The sequence below is a fragment of the Enhydrobacter sp. genome (assembly GCF_030246845.1).
Classification (GTDB): Bacteria; Pseudomonadota; Alphaproteobacteria; order Reyranellales; family Reyranellaceae; genus Reyranella.
Genome location: NZ_CP126889.1, coordinates 1,887,416 through 1,911,810, shown reverse-complemented (window position 1 = coordinate 1,911,810; position 24,395 = coordinate 1,887,416). Strand labels below are relative to the sequence as shown.

The window sequence follows — 24,395 nt, the reverse complement described above, 5'->3', positions numbered from 1 at the left end:
GGATGTCGACCAAGGCGCTCAAGGCCTGGTATCGCGTCCACAAGTGGACGAGTCTCGTCTGCACGCTGTTCCTGCTGCTGCTCTGCCTGACGGGCTTGCCGCTGATCTTCACCGAAGAGATCGACATCTGGACCGGCGCCACCGTGGAACCGAGCGAGGCCGCGCCTGGCACGCCGTTCGTCAGCATCGATCGCCTCGTCGAGGACGCAAGCCGGCGCCGGCCCGGCGACAAGGTTCTCTATGTCTCCCGCGACCCCGACGCACCGGCCTGGTTCGTCGGCATGGCAAAGACGGCGGACGCGCGCGGGCCGACCGCCATCTTCAAGTACGACGCGCATACCGGGGCGATGATCCACGACGTGCCGCAACGCCAGGGCCTGATGTTCATCATCCGCGCGCTGCACGTCGACCTGTTCGCCGGCCTGCCCGGCACGCTGTTCATCGGCGCGGTCGGGCTCTGCTTCCTCGCCTCGATGATGTCGGGCATCGTCCTCTACGCGCCCTTCATGCGCAAGCTTACCTTCGGGACGGTGCGGGCGGCGAAGGCGCCGCGCGCCCGCTGGCTCGACCTGCACAATCTGCTGGGAATCGCGACGGCGGCCTGGCTTCTGGTGGTCGCCGTCACCGGCGTCATCAACACGCTGACCCTGCCGCTGCTCGGCCTGTGGCAGGGCACGGAGCTCGCCGATATGACGATGGCCTGGCGCGGCAAGCCGCCACTCTCGGCCCTGAGCTCGGCGCAGCGTGCGACTGACACGGCCCGGCAAGCCGCGCCCGGCATGGACGTGGCGTTCGTCGCCTTTCCGGGCAGCCTGTTCACGACGTCGCACCACTACATGGTGTTCATGCGCGGCGACACCGCCTTGACCTCCCGTCTTCTGAAGCCGGTGATGGTCGATGCCGAGACCGGCGCGTTGACCGACAGCCGGACCCTGCCCTGGTACCTGACCGCGATCCTGCTCTCCCAACCGCTCCATTTCGGCGACTATGGCGGCATGCCGCTCAAGATCCTCTGGGCGCTGTTCGATCTCGTTGCGATCGGCGTCCTGGGAAGCGGTCTCTACCTCTGGTTCGCGCGCCGCCGCACGTCCGTCGAGTCGCACATCGCCGAGATGGAGGGCCTGGCATCGTGAGCGCCGGCCAGATCTGGAAATGGCCCTTAATCCTGGCGGTCCTCACGATGCTCGGTCTGCTGGCCGCGCTGCTGGGCCAGGACGCCCTCTGGCGGGCCGTCTCGTGGGCCGCGCTCGCTGCCCCGCTCGCCGTCATCCTGGTCTGCATCTGGCGATCCTGAGCGGCCGGTCCAGTCAATCCTTCTCGGGCACGATCGACGGGGCCACAGGCTGATCGGCGCTCGGCGGCTCGGGTGCGACGGAACGGGCCGGAGGCGGCGGCGGCTCCGTGGGCAGGAAGGCCGCAACGGCGGCGGCGGTCGCCTTGGGATCCTCCTCCATCGGGGCGTGGCCGAGACGCGAGAAGATCGCGAGCTTGGCGCCCTTGATGGCGCTTTGGAAACGATAGGCCTCGTTGACCGGTAGCTGCCGGTCCCTGGCGCCCCAGATGATCAGGGTCGGCACGGCGAGGTGCCTGAGCATCGTGGGATCGAGCGGCTCCTGCGTGCGCAGGCGCTGGAGCGTCGCCGGACGGTTGCCGGGAAAGCGCTGCAGGTCGCTGTAACGCTGCAATCGCGCCGGCGTCACCATGGCGGGATCGGCATAGGTGTCGAGCAAGGCGCGCCGCACCATCGACCGCGGCTTGAAATAGATGCCGATGTCGCTCAGCACGCCGAGATGGGCGAGGCTGGTCGACAGCGTCCTGTCGCCACCGTCCCGGAAGCCCGCGGAGTCGACCAGGATCAAGTGCGTCACGCGCTCCGGCCGCGTCGCCGCGAAGGTCCAGGCCACTGCCCCGCCCATCGACTGGCCGGCGATGGCGAAGCGGTCGAGGTGCAGCGCGTCGGCCAGCACCTCGACGAAGTCGGCATAGGCCTCGACCGTGTACTCGCCGCGCGGCCACGGGCCGGTCAGGCCATGGCCCGGCAGGTCGACCGAGATCAGCCGCAGCTTCGTGTCGAGTTCCCGAACCCAGCCCTCCCACACCTGGAGCGAGCCCAGCGAGCCGTGGATCATGACGAGCGGCATGCCGTCGGGCCTGCCCTCGTCGCGCACGTGGGCGCGCACGCCGCCGACATCGACGAATCTCGACTGGGCATTGGCATAGCGCTGGATCAGGACTTCCCTCGGCAGATCCGGCCGCCAGGCCCACAGCACCACACCGCCGAGCACGCCCAGCGCGAACAGCAGGCAGAGCGCCCACGGGCGCGACGGAGCTTCAGAGCGACGGCGACGGGCTGGCATGCTGGGTGTCTGGCGCCACCTTGTCGCCCGCGAACCGGCCGGCGAGCTTGTCGAGATCGCGCACCCGGAGCTCCGGCACCGGCCTGGGATCGATGATCTTCTCCTCGATCATGCGCGCCAGCAGGTCGCGATTGAGGTCGTTGTTCACCACCACGCGGTCGGCGAGCTGAGAGACGAAGACGAACAGCTCGAACTCGAGCCCGGTCGGCGTGACGCGTACGAAGCGCACGATGGGCGCCGGCACGCGCAGCACCCGCGGGTGCGCGAGCGCCGTCTCGCGCAGGATCGTCTCCATCTTCGTGACGTCGGCGGCGAGCCCGACGGTGAGGGAGATGTCGACGCGGCTCGAGGTGTCGGCATAGGTCCGGTTGATCACCGGATTCTGCAGGAACAGGCTGTTGGGCACGATAACGTGCGTGCGCTGGAACGTCTCGATCTCGGTGGCGCGGATGTTGATGCGGCGCACGAAGCCTTCGTGCCCGTTCACCGACACCCAGTCGCCGGCCTTCACCGGCCGCTCCACGAGCAGGATCACCCCCGAGATCACATTGTTGGCGATGTTCTGAAGGCCAAGGCCGATACCGACCGAGAGAGCGCCCAGCACAATGGCGAGGTTGGTGAAATCGATGCCGAGCGCGGTGATGCCGATCAGGATGGCGATGATGACGCCGACATAGTTCAGGCCGGCATCGATCGACTGGCGTAGCGGCAGCGGCGCATCGACCGTCGGCATCACGCGGTCGCGCACGATGCTGCGGATCAGCCGGGCCAGCAGCATCGCCAGCCCGAAGGCCAGAATCGCCATGCCGATGTTTTCCAGCGAGATGCGGACGTTGCCGATCCGCACGCCGTGCAGGAGCTGGTTGAAGCCGTTCAGGATCGCATCGATATCGACGCTCCAGGCGGCCGGAATGCCGATCCCCAGCAGCACCACCAGCACGACGTCGATCAGCAGCAGCACGATGTTCTGGCCACGCAGCGTCCTGTCCGGCGACAGGCCGAATCGGCGACGCACCCAGCGGCCGGTGGCCGTCTCGGGTGCCGCCGCAGTATCGAGCAGGTCGCCGCTCAGCCGGTGCGCCAGCAGGGCGAGCGCCAGCAGGAGACAGGTCGAGGCCAGCGCTGAATGGATATGCGAGGCGAGTGTGGCGTAGCCCAGCAGGGCGAAGACGATCGACGACAGCACCGCCGCGGAGAGAGCGAGGCGGGCCATCGACCACCAGGTTCCACCCACCATTGCCGGCAGCGTCGATCCTTCGGGACGGGCCGCCTGCCAGGCGCGATCGGCCAGAGCAGGCAGGGTCAGCAACGCGACCGTCGCGGCCAGCACCAGCGCGCCCACGGCCCGCAGCGCCTCGCGATCGCCGCCCTGGGTCAACGCCAGAAAGACGAAATCGACAAGGAGACCGATCGCCATCAGCCGTCGCAGCGCCGTCGACAGATGCTGGGCGCTGGCATCGCTGAACGGCAGTACCCGCCAGGCCGGCCGCCGCGTCGTGAGCGCCGTCGCCGTGAGGCCGACGACCAGCAGGAACGAGATGACACGATTGATCAACGCGGGCAGCAGGCTGTCGATCGGCGCCGGCGGATGGCTCGCGGCCAGCAGCTTGCCGATCAGCCAGACCGCCAGGATCGGCACCAGCACGAGGCCGACACCGTCGATGGCGGCAGCGATGGTGCGGTCGCGCTGCCCCGGTTCGGCCGCCTCGCCGCGGCCGAAGCGGCGGCGCAGCAGGCGTCCGATCCACCATAGCGCGACGGTCAGAAGCGCCCAGAAGACGAGCGGCGAGAGGTCCTCGGCGCCCGCCCGGAAGGACGAGAGTCCATCGCGTCCCCAGGCCGCCATCGCCTTGGCGAGCGTCTGCGTGGCCGCGACGATCTCCGGGCCAATCTGCTGCCAGGCGCCGGGCGAGACCGGGGACAGGCCGCGATGCAGCAGCGTCTGCAGCACGACCTGGCCGCGCAGCTTGGTCATGCGCTCGAGAAGCTGGTCGGCGCGCGCGATGATCACCTCGCAATGCTTGACCCGACTTTCGCTGATGGCGGCCTGCTCGGTCAGCCGATCGCGCTCGGCCTTCACGGCCTCGGTATCGGGCGGCTGATCGGTCCCGGTTCGTGGCTCGAGCGGCGCGAGAAGCTTCTTGGTGTCCGCGAGGTCGTTGCGGGCCAGCGCCGCGGCGGCGGCCGCCGCCGCCCGTACATCCGTCGTCTGCTCGCGCAGAGAGTCGATTTCGGCCGCCTGAACGTCGCCCTGCTCGGCGCGATCGCTGATCCGGTCGAGCTGCCGCGTCCAGAGATTCACAAGCTGCGAAAAGGGCCGCTGCGGCGGCGTCCCGGTCTGGGCGAGCGCGGTCGCGCCGATGCACAGCCACAGCACCAAACCGGCCAGACGAAAGGCGTCCCGCATGACCATTTCCCTAGCACGGGTATCTGAGGGAAGTCCCCGCCATGAAGCGCCTCGGGAAATGCATCCGGCAGCGACCCGGGGCGCGGGGACGAGCGTTGACAGTGCCGGCACGACGGGGAACCTTGCCCGCCGAAAAAGTCGATCTCGGGAAGGAAATGAGGCAATGGCCGAAAAAGGTGGGGCCGAGCAAGCCGGCGTAGGCGAAGTCCGGATAAAGCCCGACCGGCTGCACGCCTTCACCATGGCGATCTGTCGGGCCGATGGCAGCTCGCCAGAAGAGGCGAAGCTGGTTGCAGACCATCTGCTGCTCGCCAACCTGTTCGGCCACGACAGCCACGGCGTCGGCATGATGCCGGCCTATATCCAGAACACCACCACCGGCCGCTGCATCCGTAACCACCATGCAAAGATCGTCCGCGACAATGGCGCGGTGGTCGTGATCGATGGTGGCGCCGGCTACGGCCAGGTCATCGCCAAGGAAGCGATGGATATCGGTATCGAACGGGCGAGGAAGCACGGCGTCTGCGTCGTCGGCCTCACCAACTCCCACCATATCGGCCGCATCGGCCATTGGGCCGAGCAATGCGCGCGCGCCGGCCTGGTGAGCACCCATTGGGTGAACGTTCATGGCCACAAGTCGCTGGTGGCGCCGTTCGGCGGCGCCGAGCCCCGCTTCACCACCAACCCTTACTGCACGGCCATCCCACGCAAGGGCCAGGAGCCGATCGTGCTCGATTTCGCCACCAGCCAGGTGGCGATGGGCAAGGTGCGCGTGGCCAACAACAAGCAGGTGCGGATGGAGCCCGGCCTCCTGATCGACGCCGAGGGCAATCCCACCACCGATCCCGGCGTGATGTACAACCCGCCCTACGGCGCCATCCTGCCGTTCGGCCTGCACAAGGGCGGCGGGCTCGCGGTCATCTGCGACCTGCTGGCGGGGGCGCTGACCGGCGGCCGCACGCACAGCCCGCGCACGATCAAGAAGGACGGCCACGACATCATCAACAACATGCTGTCGGTCATCATCGATCCCGCGACGATGGGCGGCACGGAGTTCTTCGAGGACGAGGTCGAGACCTTCCTCGAGTGGGTGAAGTCGGCGCGGCCACAGCCCGGCGTCGCCGAGGTGCTGATGCCGGGCGAGCCCGAACGTGCGCGCCGGCGCGACCGCGAGAAGAATGGCGTTCCAATCGACGGCACCACCTGGCAGCAACTCATCGAGGTCGCGCGCAAGGTGCGGCTGAACGATACCGAGATCCCGCAGGTCGCTTCAACCTGAGGCGGCGGACGGAGAGAGGGAAACAGATCATGGCCAAGATGAAGCTCTACTACTCCCCCGCCTCGCCCTACGCCCGCAAGGTGCGGGTGGTGGCCCTCGAAACCGGCCTCGAGAAGAAGATCGACATGGTGAACGTGGCGCTCTCGCCGGTGGCGCCCAATGCCGATGTCGACAGGCACAATCCGATCGGCAAGATCCCGGCGCTTTCGGTGAAGGGCCTGGACCTCTTCGATTCGCCCGTGATCTGCGAGTATCTCGACAGCCACCACAAGGGCCGCAAGCTCTTTCCGCGCAAGGGCCGCGAGCGCTGGGTCGCGCTGCGCCAGCAGGCGATGGGCGACGGCCTGCTCGATGCCGCCCTGCTGGTGCGCTACGAGGGCTTCCTGCGGCCGGAGGACAAGCGCTGGACCGAGTGGAGCAAGGGCCAGATGAAGAAGATCGAGGGCGTGCTGGCGCAGCTCGAGGCCGAGGCCAAGGCGCTCAAGGGCAAGCTCACCATCGGCACCATCGCCATCGCCTGCGCGCTGGGCTACCTCGACTTCCGCTTCCCGGGCTTCGACTGGCGTTCGCGCCATCCCAGGCTCGCCAAATGGTTCGCCGCCGCCTCCAAGACGCCGGCGATCAAGGCGACCGCGCCGCCGCCCGGCTGACCGGCGTCGTGACGGCCGACGAGATCATCGCGCGGCTCGGCCTGCAGCCGCATCCCGAGGGCGGGCACTATCGCGAGACGTTCCGTGCCGCCGACCGGCCGCGCGGCGCGAGCACGGCGATCTACTTCCTGCTGAAAGCGGGCGAGCGCTCGCACTGGCATCGCGTCGACGCCGACGAGGTGTGGCACCACTATGCCGGCGCACCGATCGAGCTGTCGTTGAGCGACGACGGCCACGCCGTGCGGTATCTGCGGCTCGGCAGCGACCTCGATCTCGGTGAGCTGCCGCAGGCTGTGGTGCCGCGTGGCGTTTGGCAGACGGCGCGCTCGCTCGGCCACTGGACGCTCGTCGGTTGCACGGTGGCGCCCGCCTTCGAGTTCGAGGGCTTCGACCTGGCGCCGCCGGACTGGAAGCCATCATAGGTCGACGCTCAGCGTTTCCACATGTCGCGTGACGCGAGGACGGCGCCACAGGTCACCAGCAGGGCGGCGAGCACCAGCGTGCTCGTCGGCCGTGCCAACCCGCAGGCGATCAGCAAGGCCGTCGACAGGATCGGCGCGGCGTAGCTCAGCGCGCCGAGAGCGCGGATGTCGCCGCGTTTCACGGCGTGGTCCCAGAGATAGAACGCGGCGCCGGCGGGGCCGAGGCCGAGGGCGACCACGGCGAGCCAGGCGCCCGGCGTCGCCGGCCACACGGTGAACTCGAACAGGAGATGGCAGATCAACGAGAGCAGCGAGGCCGCGGCGCAGAAAGCGGCGATCGCGTCGGTCGGCGTCTCGCCGAAGCGGCGCGACAGGACCGAATAGAGCGACCACGTGAAGGCGCAGCCGAGCGCTAGCAGATAGCCGGCGAGATGGGCGTCGGCGAAGCTCGCACCGCGGCCGACGGCAAGCAGGGCCACGCCGGCGAAGCCCAGGACCGCGCCCGCGAGATGCGGCCAGCCGAGCCGCTCGCCGGCAAGCGGGGCCGACAGGAGCACGATCAGGAGCGGCCAGAGATAGTTCACGAGATTGGCTTCCGCCGGCGGCGCGAGCTGCAGCGCGGCGAAATAGAGAGCGTGGTAGCCGAACAGGCCAACCACGCCCAGAAGCCACACACGGGCCGGCCAGCGGAGCAGGGCATGCCGTGCGATCCCGCGGCGACGCGCGCGGGCAATGCCGATCACGGCGCCGATCGCAAACGTCATGGCCACCATCTGGAAGGGCGGGACCGGGCCCGCGAGCACCGAGAGCGTGGCGAGTGCGCCCCAGAGCACGATGGCGCCCAGCCCAGCGGCCATCGCGCGGCGGCGCTCTCTGGCGACAATGATCATGGCTCGCGCATAGACAACGCGCTTGCGCCTGTCGAGCGCGTCGTCCGGTGCGCCCCGGGATGCATGGGACGGCTTTCATGGCTACGATGACCGGGCGGCAGGAACGGCATGATCTTTCGACCGACGAACCCGATAAGCCACCGACTCGCGCGCCTGGCCTTCGCCTTGGCGTGCCTGTCGGCGCCGATCGTGGCGATTGCGGGGCCGCTGCATCACTATCTCGGCGTCGATCGCGAGCTTGCCCTGAACGTCTTTCGCTTCGGCTTCTACATCGCCGCCGCGAGCATCGCCCTCGCCTTGGCCACCATCCTGCCGACCCGGCCCGGCGATCGCCGGCGGGGCTTCGTCGCCGCCGTTCTGGCGCTGGTGATCGGAGTCGCCGCCGCCTGGGCGCCGCTTGCCTGGCTGATGCACGCCTATCGCGCGCCCGATCTCACCGACATCACCACCGACACCGAGAACCCGCCCAAGCTCGTCGTCACGTTGCAGCTACGTCGGGGAGCGACCAATGCCCCGGCCTATCCCGGACATGCCGCGGCCGAGCTGCAGCACGCGATCTACCCCGATCTGACGCCGATCAGGCTCAATGTTCCGCCGGCGGAGGCGTTCCGGCGGGTCGAGCGCGTCGCGGCGGCGCTGGGTTGGCAGGTGGTCGCGCGCGTGCCGGCCGAGGGCCGCCTGGAGGCCGTCGCCACCAGCCCCTGGTTCGGCTTCCACGACGACATCGTCGTGCGCATCCGGCGCGACGGTGCGTCGAGCAGCCGCGTCGACATCCGTTCCAAGAGCCGCACCGGCACGTCGGATCTCGGCGTCAACGCCGAGCGCATCCGTACCTTCGCCAGGCTTCTGCTGGCGGAGAGGTAGGGTCGAAGCCGATTGGGCGTTCCGCGTCGGGCGGTCCGACCGAGATGGCCAATGGCAGAAATTGGCCACCCAGAACTCGAGGCGTCTCAGCGCGCGCCGCCGCCGGCGCCCATGCTCACTCGAACTTGGCCGGTGACGAGAACGGCTTCGTGGCGTCCACCACGAACATCACCAGGGTATTCAGATCGCCCGGGCCGCTGTTGAAGACTTGCATGGCCATGCCTGGGCCGTGTCCGGCCATGGACTGACCGGCCTCGACATGGTTCACGCCGTGGGGAGTCTTTTGCCCCAGTTGACCGGTCAGCACGTAGAAGGTTTCGACGCCAGGATGCATATGCACCGACGTTCTGGCTCCAGGCGGTCCCTGCCCAGTGTTGATGCGCAGCAGGTACTCGGGTGCGGTAATTCGGGGCACGGGCCCGATCTCGGCGATTCTCGTACCGCCGCGGGCCGGACCGCCTTTGGTCCCCAGGGTGAAGAGCCAGACCTTGCCCCAGATTTCGGCTGCAAGTGATGTCTCGCCCGCGGCGGCCTGCGCCCGCGCGAGCGTCGGGAAATTCTCGATTTCCCAGTAAAGCGGCCCCGCCGGCAATTGTCTGATTCTTTTCTCGGTCATTGCCGTGACGACAAATTTCCCTTGAGCTTTCACGGTCGAAGGCAACAGCAACAAGGCAAACAGACATGGCAAGAGCGCAAAAAGGACGACACGTCCCGCACCGCATGTTCGCAACTTCATCGTTCGGCTCCTCCGGCCAATCGCACTGAAGCGAGGCCAACTCCGGCAAGGAGGAAGTACGGTGAGAGGACGGGCGCGTAACGAAGGAAGTCGAAGCAAACAACGAAAAAACGCCGAGATTTGAGGAGACGGGCACGCTAGAATTCAACCTGCGCACCGGCGCCGTCGGTATCGGCGAGTGGAGGCCAAATCATGAGGGCGTTGGCCATGCTCCGCTTCTCTCGGCGAGATGTCGTCTCCCAGTCCGCGAGAAGACCTGGAGAGGCTGCAACGAGATCCGGATTGAGCCGGCGCGATACTGTCGGCCTGGCGACACTGGTCGCGGCTTGTTCGTTTGGAATCCCCTTGCGATCTGCAAGGGCGCAAGGGGTTCCACTGGCGATCAAGGGCTACGACCCGGTTGCCTATTTCACCGACGGAAAGCCCGTGCACGGGCGACCGGACATCGAGTACGAGTGGGACGATTACCGCTATCGGTTCTCGACCACCGAGCACCGCGAACTCTTCAAGGCCGCCCCCACCCGTTACGCGCCACAGTTCGGCAACTTCTGCGCCATGGCGCTGAGCAAGGGCGAGCTTGTCGAGGCCGACCCGGAGAACTGGCTGATCAGCGACGGCAAGCTCTACATTTTCGGCAAGGTGGTGGGTCCGGGCCTGTTCCAGAGGGATCTTGCCGGAAACGTCTCCAAGGCGAATCTCAACCGACCGCTCCTTACCAAGAATTAGCGGTTGGCTGTCGGAGGCGGGGAGCTGGGCGTGGCGGCATAGAGGCCGGCTTTGTGCAGGCCGTCCCGGAGGCGCTCGAGATCCGCGGGCTTCAGAAATTTGGTTCCGAAATCCCGCGCATCGAATGTCGGGTCGAAGCGTCGAATCGCCGACACGACACGCGCGGCATCCTCGGCTCGATCGTACTGCGCATAAGCGGCGGCCAGCACGATGCGGCTGAAGCTGGCGCCGGTATTTTTTCGAAGATTGAGCTCCGCTTCCTCGATCGCCGCGTCGTAGCGCCCTTTCAGATAATAGGCCAGGCTGAGCGCAAAACGATCCATCGCGTCGAGTTCGGGGTCGATTCGCCGCGCCAGCTCCAGATTCCTGATTGCAGCTTCCGTCTGTCCCAGCCACATCAGGATATTGCCGCGGCCAGCGATGGCGTGGGCGTCGTTGGCATTGATTGCGATCGCACGATCGATCTCTGCTTTGGCCTGTTCGTATCGACGATAGAAGATGTGGATACGGCCGAGGATGACGTGGGCGCGCACTTCGGAATCGTCGATGCTCAGCGCCTTGTTCGCCAGTTCCTCTGCTCGATCGAGCGCCGCGGTCGGCGTTTCCGCCCAGCCCATCGACGTGGCGATGTAATAACTTTCAGCGAGCGCGGCGTAGGCGTCGGCGTAATTCGGATCGATCTCTATGGCGTGCCTGAGCAAGACGCGCGCCTGCGCGATGTCCGCGCGTGCCGGACGCTGCAATGCCGGCCTGGCGCGCAGCACGTAGTCGTAGGCTTCAAGGCTTTTTGTCGGCTTGGCAAGCACACGCCGCTGTTCGATCGCCGCCACTCGGACAGCCAAGGCGCCGACGATGTCGGTGGTGATTTTGTCTTGCAAGGCGAAGAGATCGGCGAGGGGCTCGTCGAAACGGGCAGACCAAAGCACCCGACCATGCGAATTGACAAGCTGCGCGGTCATCCGCACGCGATCGCCGGTCTGCAGGACGCTGCCTTCGAGCTGATAGCGCACAGCAAGACCGTGGGCGATCTCTCCGGGGCTTGCGGGATTGCTCTTGTACGGAAAGACGGCGTTCCACGACATCACGGTCAACTCGGGAAACCTCCCGAGCGCACTGATAATGTCTTGGGTCAGCCCGTCTGCGAAGTACTCTCGAGCCGGATCTCCGCTCTGGTTGACAATGGGCAGAATGGCAATCGCGGGTTTGGCGCTGACCTCCGTGTTCGCCGTTGCGGATCGGTCGGTCAGTCCCGGAAGGCTTGAAGATTTCCACTCGACTCCGATGCCTTCCCACAACACGCCTGCGGCAATCAGGACGGCGAAACCGAGCGTACAGAACAATCCGATCCGTGAGCGGCCGAGCGCCATGGTCAGGAAGCTGAGCGGCGGCCACGTGCGAATGTCGGCGCTCAACGGTCGAGCCGTGACGGACCCCGCCGTCGGGGCCGATGCGGCGTTCGCGGAGGATCCGTCGATTGGACCACCGGACGTCACTTCGGCTTCAAATCGATAGCCACGGCGTGGAATGGTCTTGATAAGGCCGGGCCCGTATCCTTGAGCGCCCGCCTCAGTTCGCCAATGCTTTGTACCAGGGCATCGTCAGTGACGGTCAGATTCGGCCAAACCGAGTCGAAGAGTTCCTCTTTCGAGACAAGGCGACCGGAACTTTCGACGAGGTAGCGCAGAACCGCGAAGGTCTTTGGCCGAAGGGCAATCTCGGTCCGGTCAAGAAACAGACAGCCGCGATCCAAATCGAGGACATAGCGACCAAACTGCAGCCGCTTTGCCTGCATCTCCGCAAGAGGGTCGGCGTTGCGAATAGTCATCGCCCCTCAATGCACGCGATAGACGAGTACCACCTTGGTACATGCAGCAGTGCCTGACCGCACCGATAGTAGCCAGGCGTCGCTGGAAATCCACCGGGAACGTCTATCACACGCCGTTGAGGGGCAGTGAGAACTGGAAGGTCGTGCCGCCGGGCCCACTCTCGGCCAGCACGATCTCGCCGCCATGGGCGCGCACGAGGTCGCGGGCAATCGCCAGGCCGAGGCCTGCACCGCCAGCGCGCCCGCCGGTCGTGAACGGACGGAAGAGCTGGGCGGCGACGTCGGGCGGCACGCCGCGGCCATTGTCGGCCACGTCGACCAGGAGATACTCCCCGCGCGGACGAGCAGACACGCTCACGGTCGTTGCGCCGGCATCGAAGGCGTTGCGCCCGAGATTGACCAGCACCCGGTAGAGCAGGTCGCGGTCGGCACGTACGCGACGTTCGCCGCCCAGGGCGTTCGACCAGTTGCGCAGGAGGTTCGGATCGCTCTCCTCGCCTTGCTCCTGCAGGGCCACGCCGACCTCGTCGACCAGGTCGGCCAGGTCGAACTCGGCAAGCCGTGGCGCCGGCCGGTCGCGCACATACTCGATCGCCTCGCTGGCGAGCCGCGTGGCGCGGTCGATGGTGCCCAGGATGGTGGGCGCGAGCTTGCGCGTGCGCTCGTCGTCGCTGCGCGCCAGGCGGTCGGACAGCAGCCGCGCCGTCGACAGCATGTTGCGCAAGTCGTGATTGATCTTGTTGGAGGCGGCGCCGACTTCAGCCAGCCGCGACTTCTGGCGCAGCGAGGCGCGCAGCTCGCGCTGCAGGTTGCGGAACTCGCGATCGACCACGCCGATCTCGTCGTCGCGACCGGTGGCCGGTCGTTCGTTGCCGGGCTCCTCGGGTGCGCGCCGGAACGCCGTCATATCCGCGGAAAGATCCTGCAGCGGTCGGATCACCAGCCAGCGCAGCGCCAGATAGAGCAGGGAGGCCGTGAACAGCGCGACGATCAGCGACAGGATCAGCATGCGGCCGGCATAGCCGTACATGGCGATGCGCATGGGCAGCTCGTCGACCACGATCCACACCATGGCGTGCGGCAGGCGCATCGATTCGCCGCCGACACGGATGTAGTAGGCGCCGTCCCGTGTCATCGCCGCCAGCGCATCCCAGATCAGACCGAGCGCGCCGCGGTCCATGAGATTGAAGCTCGGCATGTCGGGCCGCGGCGGAATGTTCAGCAGCGCGCGCTTGGGCTTGTTCGGCTCGACCAGCACGACCGCGTCGACGCGCGCGTTGTTGAGCAGCGAGCGCTTCACCTTCTCGGTGACCATGTTGTCGGGCGTCGCGTCCAGCGCCAGCGCGGCCAGCGTGCCGCTTTCGATGAGCTGCTCGAGATAGACCATGCGGAAGCGGGCGATCGAGGGCAGGAACAGCAGCACCTCCGCCGTCATCACCGCCGCCACGACCAGGCCCATGATGCGCCACGACAGGCCGAAGCGCGACAGCAGTGAGCGGCTTGTCCGCGCCGAGCGCGCCTGGACGGTGATGTCGGCAGCCATGGGGCGATCTTACTCGAAGAGCGCGGAACTGGCCTAGCGGTCAGGCCGGGACTCTTCCGCTCGCCCGCGCGACAAGGCTCTCCGGCGCCGCCGGAGAGCCTGTCACGCGACGGGCGTAGCGGGAAAGCGGCTAGAGGACCTTGCCGCCGGCGGCGGTGCAGGCCGACGCGTCCTTCATCTCGGTGAAGCCCTGGCCCTTGCAGGCGTTCTGGCCTTTGCAGGCGTTGCTCGCGCTCTTGCATGCGCTCTGGCCCTTGCATGCGTTGGTGCCGTGGCACTTCACGGCCTCGGCGTGGGCGGCGGTGGCGAAGCTGCCGGCGGCGAAGATCGAGATCGCGGTGGCGATCAGGGCTTGCTTGGTCATGACGAGGCTCCCTGCTGTGATGGACCCTGAACGGGCATCGGGCACTGTACGGGGACTCCGGACATGACGGCCAATCAAGGTTCAGCGACCACGGGCGCACGGCGGCTCAACTTCCGGTGATGAACCTTATTCTGTAGCAGATGCTCCAAAATAGTGATTTACTGCCCTCGTGCCCCGCCTGAAGGCCTTCGACGAAGATCGTGCGATCGACGCCGCCGTCGACTGCTTCTGGGCGCATGGCTACGAAGCCGCTTCCGTCCGCGACCTTGCCGGGGCGATGGGGATCGGCGGGGCCAGTCTCTACAATGCCTACGGCGACAAGCGCGCGCTGTTTGTGCGCGCGCTGGAGCGCTATGCCAACCGCTCGATGCGCGAACGCATCGCCCGGATCGAGGCGCGCCATCCGCCACGGGAGGCGATCCGCGCCTTCCTGGGCGAGATCATCGACCGTTCGGTCAGGGATCCCGACGGCAAGGGCTGCCTGCTGGTGAACTCCGCGCTCGACATGGCGTCGCGCGACGCCGGACTGGCGAAGCTGGTGGCGGCGTATCTCGACGAGATCCGCGCCTTCTTCCGGCGCAGTCTCGCGGCGGGCCAGCGCGACGGTGCCATTGCCGCCGATCTCGATGCCGCGGTGGTTTCCGGGCATCTGCTGGGCATCGTGCTCGCCATCCGCGTCCTCGCCCGCACCGGCGCCCGACGCCGATTGCTGGAAAGCGTGGCCCGGCCGGCGCTCGATCGGCTGACCACGCCGAGAAGAACGCGACGAAGGAAACGCCCATAGTCGCATCGATCATATGAAGGGGGTTCCATGGCACTCGAGGACAAGCTCGCCGCCCTGCGTGAAGCCGCCGCCAGGCGCATCCCGCCCGATCGTCTCGCCATCATGCATCGCGCGACCGAGGACCTGCGGCGCTCGGGCATCCTCGACCGTATCGTGAAGGACGGCGCCAGGATGCCGTCTTTCGACCTCGCCAATCATGACGGGCGTCGCATCTCGTCGGCCGATCTCCTGGCGCGCGGACCGCTGGTCCTGTCGTTTTTCAGGGGATCGTGGTGACCCTACTGCCGACATGAGCTGGACGCTCTGCAGGACTCCTCTCCGGAAATCATGGCCCTCGGGGCCGCGCTGGTCGTGATCTCGCCCGAGCGATCCGAACGGGTGGCGGACATGGCCAGGAAACAGAAGCTGACATTCCCCATCATGTGGGACGAGCGATCAGCAGTCGCCGAGGCCTTCGGGCTGACCTTCACGCTGCCCGAAGACTTAAAGGAGGTCTATCTCGGCTTCGGCAACGACCTCGCCGCCCGCAACGACGACCCGTCCTGGCGTCTGCCGGTGCCCGCACGCTTCGTCGTCGATCGCAAGGGCATCGTAAGGTCGGTGCAGGCCGATCCCGACTACACCCGTCGGCCGGAACCGGAGACCACGGTCACCATCCTGCGCGAGATCGTGGCGACCGCCGGCGGCTGAGCGCTCAGTCCGCCGAACCGGGATCGGTCGCGGCGAAGCTGGGGCGCGCTGCGACCGACCGCCACCAGGCGGCGAGGCGCGGATAAAGGGCCAGCATCGCCGCGCCCTCGGGCGCCTGCACGAAATAGGCCGTCATCGCGCCGAGATGGAAGTCGGCCAGCGAGACGGCCGGCCCGACGAGGAATGGCTCACCGTCGGCAAGCTTCTCCAATGCGCCCAGCGCCCGCGACGCGCCGACGAGCCCTTGGGCGATCTCCGTCTCGTCCGTCGGCTGGCCGCCACGCGCGCGGATCACGCGGTGGGCGAAGACCTGGCGCACCAGCGGCCAATAGGCGTAGGCGTCGACCACGCCGATGATCTGATCCATGCGGGCCAGAGCCCTGGGCTCGACGGGCTGCAGCGGCGGGCCTGCGAAGGCGCGGTCGACGTAGCGGGTGATGGCGGCCGTCTCGTAGAGCGCGAAGCCGTCATGGACCAGGACCGGTACCCGGCCGAAGGGATGGAGCTCGAGGTAGGACGCCGGGACGTCGGGCGCGAACGGGTTCACCTCCACCCGCTCGTAGGCGAGCCCTTTCTCGGCCAAGGCCAAACGGGCGATGCGCAAATAGACGCTGAGATGGTAACCATGCAAGATCAGGGACATGGAACCAGTCTAGCCCGGCCGCCGGCGTTGACTCAGGCCCTGTGCCCGCCTATTTACCCGCCCACCGAATTATTCGCCCCCGTCGCCGCGCGCGGGGGCTTGTGTTTGAAGGAGTTGCGTCATGAAACGCACCTATCAGCCGAGCAAGCTCGTTCGCAAGCGGCGGCACGGCTTCCGGTCCCGGATGGCGACGGTGGGCGGTCGCAAGGTCATCGCCAACCGCCGCAGAGCGGGCCGCAAGCGCCTGTCGGCCTAGCGCCAGGCCTGTCCCTTGGCCCCGGCGCGCCCCGGGCGTCTCCCCCATCGCAGGGATTTTTTGCGCGTCCAGGCCGGACGGCGCTGTGCCATGCCCGGCTTCGTCCTCCAGGTGGCGCCCGCGCCAGAGACCATCGTCCGGCCGTCGGTCGTCCGGGTGGGCTTCACGGTCAGCCGCAAGGTCGGCAATGCCGTCGAGCGCAATCGGGTGCGGCGTCGGCTGCGCGAGGTCGCGCGCCTCGTGATTCCGGGACGGGGGCGAGCCGATCTCGACTATGTGCTGGTCGGCCGGCAGGCCGCCCTGGGCCGTGATTTCGCCCTGCTCCAGAGTGAACTGGTCGAGGCGCTGAAGCGTCTGAAGGCGCTGGCGCCGCAAGCGCCTGTCGCGACGCCATGACCTGCTTCGCATGGCTTGCGCCAGCCCCGCTGAATCGCCAGTTTCCGGGCCGCATGGTGTCCCTGTTCCTGCGGGCCGCGATCCGCTTCTACCAGCTGACCCTCGCCTATTTCTTCGTCGGCGCCTGCCGCTACGAGCCGTCCTGCTCGGCCTACGCCGCCGAGGCCGTGGCCGTGCACGGCGCGCTCACGGGAAGCTGGCTGGCGGCGCGCCGGCTCTGCCGCTGCCATCCGTGGGGGGGCGGCGGCTGCGACCCTGTTCCGCCGCGCCGGATCCCTCTTTCCTGTCACACCGCTGAGCGCTCCTGAAGTCTCGTCAAATGGACCAGAAGAATTTCATCGTCGCGATCGTGCTCTCGGTGCTGATCATCATGGGCTGGCAATACGCCTTCCCGCCCAAGCACACGCAGCAGCAACAGCAGACGACGGCTCAATCGACGCCCGCCGAACGGTCGTCGACCAACTCGTCGTCGACCAGCCCGTCGGCGCCGCCCTCGGCCCCCGGCTCGGCGCCGGCCGCCGCGGCCGAGTCCTTCGTGCCGCGCGAGCAGGCCCTGGCACGCAATCCGCGGGTCACCTTCAACACGCCGGAACTGATCGGCTCGATCGACCTCAAGGGCGGGCGCATCGACGACGTGCAGCTCGCCAAGCAGCGCGAGACGCTCGATCCCAACAGCCCGCCTGTGCCGGTGCTCTCGCCCGTCGGCAGCGAGCATCCCTACTACGCCGAGTTCGGCTGGTCGGCATCCGATCCCTCGATCAAGCTGCCGGGGCCGGACACGCTCTGGACCGCCGACAGGACGACGCTCGCGCCCGGGCAGCCGGTGCGGCTCACCTGGGACAACGGCCAGAACCTCGTCTTCGCGCTGACCTTCTCGATCGACGATCACTTCCTGTTCAACGTCAAGCAGAGCGTCGAGAACAAGTCGGACAAGCCGGTGACGCTCTTTCCCTGGAGCCTGGTGGTGCGCTACGGCCAGCCGCCGCCGGAAGGCACCTACGTGCTGCACGAGGGGCCGTACGGCGTGTTCAACGGCAGCCTCAAGGAATTCAGCTACAAGGACTTCAAGGGCGACAAGCAGGAGAAGATCAGCACCACTGGCGGCTGGGTCGGCATCACTGACAAGTACTGGATGGCCACGCTCATCCCCGACCAGAAGCAGAAAGTGGACGTGACGCTGAAGGAGACCGGCACCGACCCCAACGTCCGGTACCAGGTCGACTTCGTCGCGCCGGCGCTCTCGATCGCGCCCGGCGCGGCCGGCGACAGCAGCTCGCACCTCTTCGCCGGCGCCAAGATCGTACGCGTGGTCGATGCCTACCGGGACAAGTACGGTTTCGAGCGCTTCGACCTTACGATCGACTGGGGCTGGTTCTGGTTCTTCACCAAGCCCCTGTTCTGGCTGCTCGAATGGCTCTACAGGCAGCTCGGCAATTTCGGCCTCGCCATCCTGGCGCTGACCGTGATCGTCAAGGCGGCGTTCTTCCCGCTCGCCAACAAGTCGTACGCCGCGATGAGCAAGATGAAGCGGCTTCAGCCCGAGATGGAGAAGCTGAAGCAGCGCTACGGCGAGGACAAGCAGCGCATGAACCAGGAGCTGATGCAGCTCTATCGCCGCGAGAAGGTGAATCCAGCGGCGGGGTGCCTGCCCATCGTCGTGCAGATCCCGGTGTTCTTCGCCCTCTACAAGGTGCTCTACACAACGATCGAGATGCGCCATCAGCCGTTCTTCGGCTGGATCCACGACCTCAGCGCGCCCGACCCGCTCACCATCCTGACGGGCTTCGGCTTGTTCCCCTGGCAGGTGCCCGAGTACCTGCACTTCTTCAACATCGGCCTGTGGCCGATGATCATGGGCGTGACGATGTACCTGCAGCAGCAGCTCAATCCGGCGCCGGCCGATCCCATGCAGCAGCGGGTGTTCCAGTTCCTGCCGGTCCTGTTCACCTTCATGATGGCGCCGTTCCAGGCCGGACTTGTGATCTACTGGGCGTGGAGCAACACGCTCTCGATCGCGCAGCAGTACTTCATCATGCGCCGTCACGGCGCACCGATCGGCCGCAAGGCGCAGGCCACCGCGCCGGCAGCGTCGTCCGCACCCGCGACGCAGCCGCCACCGGCACGCGGCAACGGCAAGAAGGGCGGCAAGGCCGTCACCAAGAAAGGCTGATGGACGAACCGAAGGCGGTTGGACGTACGGCCGGCGAGATCGAGGCGGCGCGCAAGCTCTTTGCCGGTCGCTGCGATTTCATTGCGGGAGCCGCGTCGCTCGACTCCCTGATCCCGATCGGCCTGCCCGAGGTCGCCTTCGCCGGCCGCTCGAACGTCGGCAAGTCGAGCCTCGTCAATGCGCTCACCGGCCGGCGGACGCTCGCCCGCACCTCGTCCAGCCCCGGCCATACACGACAGATCAATTTCTTCAATCTCGCCGACCGGCTCCTGCTGGTCGATCTGCCGGGCTACGGCTTCGCCCAGGTCTCGAGGTCGATGAAGGAGACCTGGCAGGATCTCGCCTCGGCCTATCTGCGCGGTCGTCCGACCCTGAAGCGGGTCTGCCTGCTGATCGATTCGCGGCACGGCGTGAAGGAGTCCGACCGCGAGACGATGAAGAACCTGGACGCAGCCGCCGTCTCCTATCAGCTCGTGCTCACCAAGACGGACCATCTCAAGCCGGCCGAGATCCCGCGCGCGGTCGCCGCCGCGGAAGCGGTCGCGCGCCGGCACGGCGCCGCCCATCCCGAGGCTTTGCCGACCAGCAGCGAGACGGGCTTCGGCCTGCCCGAGTTGCGGGCGGAGATCCTCGCCGTCGCGACGGGATAAGCTCACGGGAGCGCGCCATTCCAGTGGCGCATCTTCTGGACCGCGAGCTTCCAGCTCGCTCATAAGCGGGCAAGTTCCGCGCGGTCCACACGAGCATGAGCGCCCCTGGAGTGGCCCGCTCCCATGAGGCTCTTACGCGGCGTCGTGGAAGATGATGCCGAGGGTGAAGCGCCGGCCGCGGCGCACGCTCGACACGCCATGACGCATCGCGGTGCGATGCCAGCCGCGGCTGCCCTTGGCGGGCCGCTGATTGACCGCGAAGATCACCGCATCGCCCTGGCCGAGCGGCACCACCTCGCCGCGCGACTGCTGGCGCGGCCGTTGCTCGACCAGCATGAATTCGCCGCCCTCGAAGTCGCGTCGGGGATCGCTCAGCAGGATCGTCGCCTGCAGGGGAAAGACGAGGTCGCCGTAGAGATCGCGGTGCAGGCAGTTGTAGTCGCCGGCGCCGTAGCGCAGCAGCAGCGGGGTCGGCCGCTTCTGACCGCCGGCATGGCATTCTGCGAGCCAGCGCTCGAGCGTGGGCGGGAAGCGCTTGTCGACCCCCAGGGCCTGGCTCCAGCCGTTGGCGACGGCTGCCAGCGGAGGATAGAGCGCCTGGCGCAACCGCTGCACCGGCTCGGGCAGCGGATAGGTGAAGTACTTGTAGTCGCCCTGGCCGTAGCCGTGCCGCTGCATGACGACATGGCTGCGAAAACGGGCCTGTTCGGGCCACAGCGCCGCCAGTTCACGGCACTCTTGCGGCGGAAGCAGCGAAGGTGCCACGACATGGCCGCGATCAGCGAGGGTGTCGGTGTCGATCATCTGAAATCCCCACAATCATCTTGACGTCCTGCTGCCGCTTCTTCTATCCGCCGCACGCCTGATATATGATGCCTGCCTAGCCCTCTCCCGGCGCGGAGAGGGCTTTTGCCAAACTGGGATTTCACGCGACATGGTCGAGCCGGTTCAGACCGACAAGGAGCAGAAGCGGCTCATCCGCATGGCGGAGACCATCTCCAAGGCCCTGCCGTACATGCGCCGTCACAACGACGCGACTTTCGTCGTGAAATATGGCGGCCATGCCATGACCGATCCCAGGCTGGGCGACCTTTTCGCCCGCGACATCGTGCTGATGAAGCAGGTCGGCATGAACCCGATCGTGGTCCATGGCGGCGGCCCGCAGATCAACAGGATGCTGGAGCGGGTCGGGATCAAGAGCGAGTTCGTGAACGGGCTGCGGGTCACCGACGCCGCGACCATGGAGATCGTCGAGATGGTGCTGGCCGGTTCCATCAACAAGGCGATCGTGGCCGACATCAACGAATGCGGCGGCATCGCGGTCGGCATCTGCGGCAAGGACGGCAACCTGATCCTCGCCAACAGGGTCGAGCGGATGCGCGATCCCAAGACGGGAGAGATGCTGAAGGTCGACCTCAAGCAGGTGGGGGAGCCCGCCATGATCAACGTCATGGTGCTGGAGCAGCTCCGGCGGGCCGACGTCATCCCGGTGGTGGCGCCGATCGGGTTCGGCGTGAACGACGAGCTCACCTATAACATCAATGCCGACACCTCGGCGGGCGCCATCGCCGGCGCGATGAAGGCCAAGCGGCTGCTGTTCCTGACCGACGTGCCGGGCGTGCTCGACCGCAACGGCCAGCTCATCCCGGAGATGACGGTCGAGCAGGCGCGAGCGCTGATCGCCGACGGCACCATTTCCGGCGGCATGATCCCCAAGGTCGAGAACTGCATCGACGCGGTGAGCCGCGGCGTCGAGGCGGCCACCATCATGGACGGCCGTGTGCCGCACTGCCTGCTGCTCGAGGTCTTCACCGAGGCGGGGGTCGGCACCATGGTCAAGCGCGCCTGAAGCGGCTGCGAGCGCCTCGCAACCGGCCTTGAAACGCCTGATTTCCTTGCATATTTAACCGCCATGGCCATCAGGACGATCCTCACCGCGCCCGATCCGCGCCTCAAGAAGAAGTCGCTGCCCGTGGCGGCGGTGGACGAGGGCGTGCGCCAGCTCATGGATGACATGCTGGAGACCATGTACGCCGCGCCCGGGATCGGACTGGCGGCGCCCCAGGTCGGCGTGCTGAAGCGAGTCGTCGTCCTGCACATCGACCGCGAGGATACCAAGGTCGGTCCCCTCTTCATGGCCAATCCGGAGATCGTCGAGGCCTCGGACGAGGACGCGACCTACGAGGAAGGCTGTCTCTCGGTGCCGGACCACTATTCCGACGTGGTCCGCCCGGCGCAGGTGACGGTGCGCTATCTCGACCGTGACGGCGGTCAGAAGGAGCTCGCCTGCGAGGGCCTGCTCGCGACCTGCGTGCAGCACGAAATCGACCATCTCGACGGCATCCTGTTCATCGACCATATCTCCGCGCTCAAGCGCAATATGATCCTGCGCAAGCTCCTGAAGGCCCGGAAGGAGAAGGAGCGCGAGGCCGCCGAAGGCAAGCCGGCGGCCAAGGCAAAGGATCACGCGCCGGCGCTTTAGCTCTAGCTTTTTTGGACCGCGCGCTTTCAGCGCGCCTCATGGGCGCGCTGGAAGCGCGCGGTCCAATGAATGCTACTGCGCGGCGATCTTTGCCGCCGCCGGGGCGAAGTCGCGCTCCATCTCGCGGCGCAGCTTCACCGCCGTCAGGCTTTCGTCCATCGCCACATCGGCATAGGTCAGCGACTGGCCGGCCTTGATCGGCTTCAGGAGCTTGACGTTGTGGGCGAGGCCGAGCGGCAGGCTGCCCAACCCGGTCGACTTCTCGGCCGGGAAGAGCTTGCCGTACACTGTATAGCCGCCCTCGCCGTCCAGCATCTCGCCCGGCTTGAGGTCGCGCTTGGCGGTGGCGATCACGTCGGCGTGGAAGCCGGTGGGGCAGCCGGTCGGCTCCTTGCGCAGGCCGACCGAGGCCACCGACATGCCGACCTCGAGGCCGATCAGATGCCAGCGCTTGTACATCACCGAGTAGCGGCCGCTCGGATCGGTGCAGAGCATGTACTCCTCGAAGCAGTTCTTCTGGTATTCGGTCGAGGCCTCGAACACGACCCACACGCCCTTGCGGATCTCGTACGGAATCGCGCGTCCGTCCTTCTCGAGCGACGAGGCGACCTCGACCTGGCCCTTGTGGTGCAGGTGGCCGCCCTCGGAGGTCGGGCGCATCACGAACGGCAGGTCCTCCACCGAGCAGGGCGGGAAGGCGAGCCCGTCTGGCGCCGGCGTGAGACCGGTGGCGTTCGACACGGCGGTGCTCTCGATCGCGGGCTTGGAGCCGTCGAGGAAGGAGTTGAACATCTTGGGGTTCAGCCCGCCGCGCCTCGCTTGCTCCTCGTTGAGGCCCCAGTACTTCCACACCGTCTCGGGCGTCGACTGCGCATAGTGCGGCAGCCATTTGTGGCCGCGGCCGGCCGCCGTCACCGAGAAGCCGGAGGTGCGCGCCCAATCGACCAGCTCGCAGATCAAGGCCGGCTGGTCGCCGTAGGCCAGGCTGTAGACGACACCTGCCGCGGCGGCGCGCCGGGCGAGCAAGGGGCCGCAGAAGGCGTCGGCCTCGACCGTCACCATCACCACGCTCTTGCCGTTGCCGAACGCCTCGAGCGCGTGCTCGACCGCGGCGATCGGATCGCCCGTCGCCTCGACGATGATGTCGATCTCGGGGTTGCTCACCAGCGCCCGCCAGTCGTTGGTGAGATGCGTGTTGCCGTGCCTGCGCGCCTCGGCGAAGGAGATCGCCGAAGTGACGTCGGGCTTCCAGCCCAGCCGGGCGAGGTTCTCCTTCGCCCGCGCCGGCGAAAGATCGGCGATGCCGACCAGGTGGATGCCCGGGGTGGTCGGAATCTGGCTGAGATACATGGCGCCGAACTTGCCGGCGCCGATCAGGCCGATGCGCAGCGGATTGCCCTCGGCGGCGCGCTCGAGCAGCATGCGATGCAGGTTCATGATGTCCTCCCGGGGCTGTCGCTATTCCGCCGCGGCCTTGCGGCGCGCCGCGCGCAGCACGGCGTCGTCCTGCCAGGCGTCGATCGGCGTGAAGTCGCGATGCGCGATATGGGCCGGGCGCTTGAAGCGGCGGATGGCGTTGGAGACGGCGTTGTAGGTGACATAGATGATCTGGCGGTCCCACGGCGACATGTTGGGCGGGCTGCCGTGCACCAGCGTGCCGTGGAAGAAGATCGCCGAGCCCGGCCCACCCTTGGGGGCCACGATGCCGCCCTGCTTCACCAGCTTGGCGATGGTGTCGTTGTCGATCACCCACAGCGGATAGGAAGTGGTGGTGAGATCGTGCTTGGCCTCGATCGCTCCCTTCTTGTGGCTTCGGGGAATGAACCACAGCGGGCCGTTGAACTCGTTCACGTCGTCGACGAACACGGCGAGATTCATGGCGCGGGCTTCCGGCATGTCGTCGTCGGCTTTCCAGGTGCCGTAGTCCTGGTGCCACTGCCAGACATCGCCGTCGAAGGCGGCTTTGCCGTTGATCTTGAACTGGTGGATGTAGGTCCTGTCGCCCAGGAGCTGCTCGGCCGGCTCGACGAAGCGCGGATGATGGACCAGCGCCTCGAACACCGGATGATAGGTATGAACGGCGAAGGCGGTGCGCACCACGTCGCCGGCTTTCTCGCGCACATTCTCCTCACGGCGCTGCTGGAACACGCCGGGGATCTCGGCCTTCAGGATCGCCGTTTCCTCGGGCGAGAAATAGTCGGGGAAGAAGAGATAGCCTTCCTCGTCGAATTGCCTGAGCTGGTCGGGAGTGAGCTTCATGG

General features: G+C 67.1%; 28 protein-coding genes and 1 pseudogene. 17 read left to right on the top strand and 12 right to left on the bottom strand.

What is annotated here, in order from left to right:
* Positions 1–2 precede the first annotated feature (2 nt).
* The gene (locus tag OJF58_RS09640; RefSeq protein WP_300783824.1) at positions 3–1,133 is read left to right on the top strand and encodes a PepSY-associated TM helix domain-containing protein; all 1,131 of its coding nucleotides are present in this window, start codon (positions 3–5) and stop codon (positions 1,131–1,133) included.
* Entirely contained in the window at positions 1,130–1,294 is a 165-nt protein-coding gene (locus OJF58_RS09635; RefSeq protein ID WP_300783823.1) for a hypothetical protein, read from the top strand. The genes OJF58_RS09640 and OJF58_RS09635 overlap by 4 nt, the downstream gene beginning before the upstream one ends.
* A 13-nt stretch (positions 1,295–1,307) precedes the next feature.
* Here the strand turns inward: OJF58_RS09635 and OJF58_RS09630 are convergent, their stop codons facing one another.
* Together OJF58_RS09630 and OJF58_RS09625 are read right to left on the bottom strand one after the other, a co-directional pair.
* Positions 1,308–2,357 carry an alpha/beta hydrolase gene (locus OJF58_RS09630; RefSeq protein ID WP_300783821.1) on the bottom strand — a complete coding sequence of 350 codons (1,050 nt, stop codon included), beginning with the start codon at positions 2,355–2,357 and terminating at the stop codon, positions 1,308–1,310.
* Complete coding sequence (locus OJF58_RS09625; RefSeq protein ID WP_300783819.1) at positions 2,332–4,764, bottom strand: DUF3772 domain-containing protein; 2,433 nt, start codon at positions 4,762–4,764, stop codon at positions 2,332–2,334. The genes OJF58_RS09630 and OJF58_RS09625 overlap by 26 nt, the downstream gene beginning before the upstream one ends.
* Before the next feature lie 163 nt (positions 4,765–4,927).
* On the opposite strand from OJF58_RS09625, the gene OJF58_RS09620 reads away from it, so the two are divergent.
* Genes OJF58_RS09620 through OJF58_RS09610 form a run of 3 tightly spaced genes read left to right on the top strand, consistent with a single transcriptional unit; the run spans position 4,928 to position 7,115 of the window.
* Positions 4,928–6,043 carry a malate/lactate/ureidoglycolate dehydrogenase gene (locus OJF58_RS09620; RefSeq protein ID WP_300783817.1) on the top strand — a complete coding sequence of 372 codons (1,116 nt, stop codon included), beginning with the start codon at positions 4,928–4,930 and terminating at the stop codon, positions 6,041–6,043.
* A gap of 29 nt (positions 6,044–6,072) precedes the next feature.
* Entirely contained in the window at positions 6,073–6,693 is a 621-nt protein-coding gene (locus OJF58_RS09615) for a glutathione S-transferase (protein WP_300783816.1), read from the top strand.
* Positions 6,690–7,115: a cupin domain-containing protein gene (locus tag OJF58_RS09610; protein ID WP_300785229.1), complete on the top strand. Its 426-nt coding sequence runs from the start codon at positions 6,690–6,692 to the stop codon at positions 7,113–7,115. The genes OJF58_RS09615 and OJF58_RS09610 overlap by 4 nt, the downstream gene beginning before the upstream one ends.
* An 8-nt stretch (positions 7,116–7,123) precedes the next feature.
* On the opposite strand, the gene OJF58_RS09605 is transcribed toward OJF58_RS09610, so the two are convergent.
* Positions 7,124–8,005 carry a DMT family transporter gene (locus OJF58_RS09605; RefSeq protein ID WP_300783815.1) on the bottom strand — a complete coding sequence of 294 codons (882 nt, stop codon included), beginning with the start codon at positions 8,003–8,005 and terminating at the stop codon, positions 7,124–7,126.
* Positions 8,006–8,113: 108 nt separating this feature from the next.
* Here OJF58_RS09605 and OJF58_RS09600 point away from each other — a divergent pair, with 108 nt between their 5' ends.
* Positions 8,114–8,869: a DUF1499 domain-containing protein gene (locus tag OJF58_RS09600; RefSeq protein ID WP_300783814.1), complete on the top strand. Its 756-nt coding sequence runs from the start codon at positions 8,114–8,116 to the stop codon at positions 8,867–8,869.
* 115 nt (positions 8,870–8,984) lie between these two features.
* On the opposite strand, the gene OJF58_RS09595 is transcribed toward OJF58_RS09600, so the two are convergent.
* On the bottom strand, positions 8,985–9,605 hold the full coding sequence (locus OJF58_RS09595; RefSeq protein ID WP_300783813.1) for a cupin domain-containing protein: 621 nt from the start codon (positions 9,603–9,605) through the stop codon (positions 8,985–8,987).
* Positions 9,606–9,887: 282 nt separating this feature from the next.
* Between OJF58_RS09595 and OJF58_RS09590 the strand changes: the two genes are divergently transcribed.
* Positions 9,888–10,331, top strand: coding sequence for a YHS domain-containing (seleno)protein (locus OJF58_RS09590; RefSeq protein WP_300783812.1), 444 nt, complete (start codon positions 9,888–9,890; stop codon positions 10,329–10,331).
* Here the strand turns inward: OJF58_RS09590 and OJF58_RS09585 are convergent.
* The 4 genes from OJF58_RS09585 to OJF58_RS09570 form a co-directional block, all read right to left on the bottom strand.
* Positions 10,328–11,743 (bottom strand): adenylate cyclase, encoded by a 1,416-nt coding sequence (locus OJF58_RS09585; RefSeq protein ID WP_300783811.1) that lies wholly within the window; start codon positions 11,741–11,743, stop codon positions 10,328–10,330. The two genes, OJF58_RS09590 and OJF58_RS09585, sit on opposite strands and share 4 nt — an antisense overlap.
* 77 nt (positions 11,744–11,820) lie before the next feature.
* Positions 11,821–12,156 (bottom strand): winged helix-turn-helix domain-containing protein, encoded by a 336-nt coding sequence (locus tag OJF58_RS09580; RefSeq protein ID WP_300783809.1) that lies wholly within the window; start codon positions 12,154–12,156, stop codon positions 11,821–11,823.
* 106 nt (positions 12,157–12,262) lie between these two features.
* The gene (locus OJF58_RS09575; protein ID WP_300783807.1) at positions 12,263–13,699 is read right to left on the bottom strand and encodes a HAMP domain-containing sensor histidine kinase; all 1,437 of its coding nucleotides are present in this window, start codon (positions 13,697–13,699) and stop codon (positions 12,263–12,265) included.
* Positions 13,700–13,829: 130 nt separating this feature from the next.
* A complete protein-coding gene (locus OJF58_RS09570) occupies positions 13,830–14,063 on the bottom strand; it encodes a hypothetical protein (protein WP_300783805.1) in 234 nt (77 codons plus the stop codon).
* A 169-nt stretch (positions 14,064–14,232) separates the two neighbouring features.
* On the opposite strand from OJF58_RS09570, the gene OJF58_RS09565 reads away from it, so the two are divergent.
* The 3 genes and pseudogenes from OJF58_RS09565 to OJF58_RS09555 all read left to right on the top strand — a co-directional run.
* Entirely contained in the window at positions 14,233–14,847 is a 615-nt protein-coding gene (locus OJF58_RS09565; protein ID WP_300783803.1) for a TetR/AcrR family transcriptional regulator, read from the top strand.
* A 27-nt stretch (positions 14,848–14,874) separates the two neighbouring features.
* Positions 14,875–15,123, top strand: coding sequence for a hypothetical protein (locus tag OJF58_RS09560; RefSeq protein ID WP_300783801.1), 249 nt, complete (start codon positions 14,875–14,877; stop codon positions 15,121–15,123).
* Positions 15,124–15,135: 12 nt separating this feature from the next.
* Positions 15,136–15,537: pseudogene (locus OJF58_RS09555) on the top strand (redoxin domain-containing protein); the annotation flags it as partial.
* Positions 15,538–15,541: 4 nt separating this feature from the next.
* Here the strand turns inward: OJF58_RS09555 and OJF58_RS09550 are convergent.
* The gene (locus OJF58_RS09550) at positions 15,542–16,180 is read right to left on the bottom strand and encodes a glutathione S-transferase family protein (protein WP_300783799.1); all 639 of its coding nucleotides are present in this window, start codon (positions 16,178–16,180) and stop codon (positions 15,542–15,544) included.
* Between the two features lie 121 nt (positions 16,181–16,301).
* Here OJF58_RS09550 and rpmH point away from each other — a divergent pair, with 121 nt between their 5' ends.
* The 5 genes from rpmH to yihA are packed head-to-tail and all read left to right on the top strand — an operon-like array spanning position 16,302 to position 19,652.
* Complete coding sequence (gene rpmH, locus OJF58_RS09545; RefSeq protein ID WP_300783797.1) at positions 16,302–16,436, top strand: 50S ribosomal protein L34; 135 nt, start codon at positions 16,302–16,304, stop codon at positions 16,434–16,436.
* A gap of 15 nt (positions 16,437–16,451) precedes the next feature.
* Positions 16,452–16,832, top strand: coding sequence for a ribonuclease P protein component (rnpA, locus tag OJF58_RS09540; protein WP_300783795.1), 381 nt, complete (start codon positions 16,452–16,454; stop codon positions 16,830–16,832).
* Entirely contained in the window at positions 16,829–17,140 is a 312-nt protein-coding gene (gene yidD / locus OJF58_RS09535; protein WP_300783793.1) for a membrane protein insertion efficiency factor YidD, read from the top strand. Before rnpA ends, yidD begins: the two co-directional genes overlap by 4 nt.
* Positions 17,141–17,151: 11 nt before the next feature.
* On the top strand, positions 17,152–19,002 hold the full coding sequence (gene yidC, locus OJF58_RS09530; protein WP_300783791.1) for a membrane protein insertase YidC: 1,851 nt from the start codon (positions 17,152–17,154) through the stop codon (positions 19,000–19,002).
* The gene (gene yihA, locus OJF58_RS09525) at positions 19,002–19,652 is read left to right on the top strand and encodes a ribosome biogenesis GTP-binding protein YihA/YsxC (protein ID WP_300783789.1); all 651 of its coding nucleotides are present in this window, start codon (positions 19,002–19,004) and stop codon (positions 19,650–19,652) included. The genes yidC and yihA overlap by 1 nt, the downstream gene beginning before the upstream one ends.
* A gap of 132 nt (positions 19,653–19,784) precedes the next feature.
* Here the strand turns inward: yihA and OJF58_RS09520 are convergent, their stop codons facing one another.
* The gene (locus OJF58_RS09520) at positions 19,785–20,456 is read right to left on the bottom strand and encodes a 2OG-Fe(II) oxygenase (protein ID WP_300783787.1); all 672 of its coding nucleotides are present in this window, start codon (positions 20,454–20,456) and stop codon (positions 19,785–19,787) included.
* A gap of 130 nt (positions 20,457–20,586) precedes the next feature.
* Between OJF58_RS09520 and argB the strand changes: the two genes are divergently transcribed.
* Together argB and def are read left to right on the top strand one after the other, a co-directional pair.
* Positions 20,587–21,501 (top strand): acetylglutamate kinase, encoded by a 915-nt coding sequence (gene argB, locus OJF58_RS09515; RefSeq protein WP_300783785.1) that lies wholly within the window; start codon positions 20,587–20,589, stop codon positions 21,499–21,501.
* 63 nt (positions 21,502–21,564) lie between these two features.
* Positions 21,565–22,134: a peptide deformylase gene (def, locus tag OJF58_RS09510; RefSeq protein ID WP_300783783.1), complete on the top strand. Its 570-nt coding sequence runs from the start codon at positions 21,565–21,567 to the stop codon at positions 22,132–22,134.
* Between the two features lie 72 nt (positions 22,135–22,206).
* Here the strand turns inward: def and OJF58_RS09505 are convergent, their stop codons facing one another.
* A complete protein-coding gene (locus tag OJF58_RS09505) occupies positions 22,207–23,571 on the bottom strand; it encodes a Gfo/Idh/MocA family oxidoreductase (RefSeq protein WP_300783781.1) in 1,365 nt (454 codons plus the stop codon).
* Positions 23,572–23,592: 21 nt separating this feature from the next.
* Positions 23,593–24,393, bottom strand: a complete 801-nt coding sequence (locus OJF58_RS09500; RefSeq protein ID WP_300783779.1) for a phytanoyl-CoA dioxygenase family protein — start codon at positions 24,391–24,393, stop codon at positions 23,593–23,595.
* Positions 24,394–24,395: the final 2 nt, after the last annotated feature.

Excerpts from the sequence above, each read along its gene's own strand:
- OJF58_RS09615 (WP_300783816.1), top strand. The coding sequence starts at position 6,073 with ATGGCCAAGATGAAGCTCTACTACTCCCCCGCCTCGCCCTACGCCCGC.
- OJF58_RS09520 (WP_300783787.1), bottom strand. The coding sequence starts at position 20,456 with ATGATCGACACCGACACCCTCGCTGATCGCGGCCATGTCGTGGCACCT.
- OJF58_RS09560 (WP_300783801.1), top strand. The coding sequence starts at position 14,875 with ATGGCACTCGAGGACAAGCTCGCCGCCCTGCGTGAAGCCGCCGCCAGG.
- OJF58_RS09600 (WP_300783814.1), top strand. The coding sequence starts at position 8,114 with ATGATCTTTCGACCGACGAACCCGATAAGCCACCGACTCGCGCGCCTG.
- OJF58_RS09605 (WP_300783815.1), bottom strand. The coding sequence starts at position 8,005 with ATGATCATTGTCGCCAGAGAGCGCCGCCGCGCGATGGCCGCTGGGCTG.
- yidC (WP_300783791.1), top strand. The coding sequence starts at position 17,152 with ATGGACCAGAAGAATTTCATCGTCGCGATCGTGCTCTCGGTGCTGATC.
- OJF58_RS09550 (WP_300783799.1), bottom strand. The coding sequence starts at position 16,180 with ATGTCCCTGATCTTGCATGGTTACCATCTCAGCGTCTATTTGCGCATC.
- OJF58_RS09575 (WP_300783807.1), bottom strand. The coding sequence starts at position 13,699 with ATGGCTGCCGACATCACCGTCCAGGCGCGCTCGGCGCGGACAAGCCGC.
- argB (WP_300783785.1), top strand. The coding sequence starts at position 20,587 with ATGGTCGAGCCGGTTCAGACCGACAAGGAGCAGAAGCGGCTCATCCGC.
- OJF58_RS09595 (WP_300783813.1), bottom strand. The coding sequence starts at position 9,605 with ATGAAGTTGCGAACATGCGGTGCGGGACGTGTCGTCCTTTTTGCGCTC.
- OJF58_RS09630 (WP_300783821.1), bottom strand. The coding sequence starts at position 2,357 with ATGCCAGCCCGTCGCCGTCGCTCTGAAGCTCCGTCGCGCCCGTGGGCG.
- yidD (WP_300783793.1), top strand. The coding sequence starts at position 16,829 with ATGACCTGCTTCGCATGGCTTGCGCCAGCCCCGCTGAATCGCCAGTTT.
- def (WP_300783783.1), top strand. The coding sequence starts at position 21,565 with ATGGCCATCAGGACGATCCTCACCGCGCCCGATCCGCGCCTCAAGAAG.
- OJF58_RS09505 (WP_300783781.1), bottom strand. The coding sequence starts at position 23,571 with ATGAACCTGCATCGCATGCTGCTCGAGCGCGCCGCCGAGGGCAATCCG.
- OJF58_RS09640 (WP_300783824.1), top strand. The coding sequence starts at position 3 with ATGTCGACCAAGGCGCTCAAGGCCTGGTATCGCGTCCACAAGTGGACG.
- OJF58_RS09625 (WP_300783819.1), bottom strand. The coding sequence starts at position 4,764 with ATGCGGGACGCCTTTCGTCTGGCCGGTTTGGTGCTGTGGCTGTGCATC.
- OJF58_RS09570 (WP_300783805.1), bottom strand. The coding sequence starts at position 14,063 with ATGACCAAGCAAGCCCTGATCGCCACCGCGATCTCGATCTTCGCCGCC.
- OJF58_RS09620 (WP_300783817.1), top strand. The coding sequence starts at position 4,928 with ATGGCCGAAAAAGGTGGGGCCGAGCAAGCCGGCGTAGGCGAAGTCCGG.
- yihA (WP_300783789.1), top strand. The coding sequence starts at position 19,002 with ATGGACGAACCGAAGGCGGTTGGACGTACGGCCGGCGAGATCGAGGCG.
- OJF58_RS09500 (WP_300783779.1), bottom strand. The coding sequence starts at position 24,393 with ATGAAGCTCACTCCCGACCAGCTCAGGCAATTCGACGAGGAAGGCTAT.
- rpmH (WP_300783797.1), top strand. The coding sequence starts at position 16,302 with ATGAAACGCACCTATCAGCCGAGCAAGCTCGTTCGCAAGCGGCGGCAC.
- OJF58_RS09580 (WP_300783809.1), bottom strand. The coding sequence starts at position 12,156 with ATGACTATTCGCAACGCCGACCCTCTTGCGGAGATGCAGGCAAAGCGG.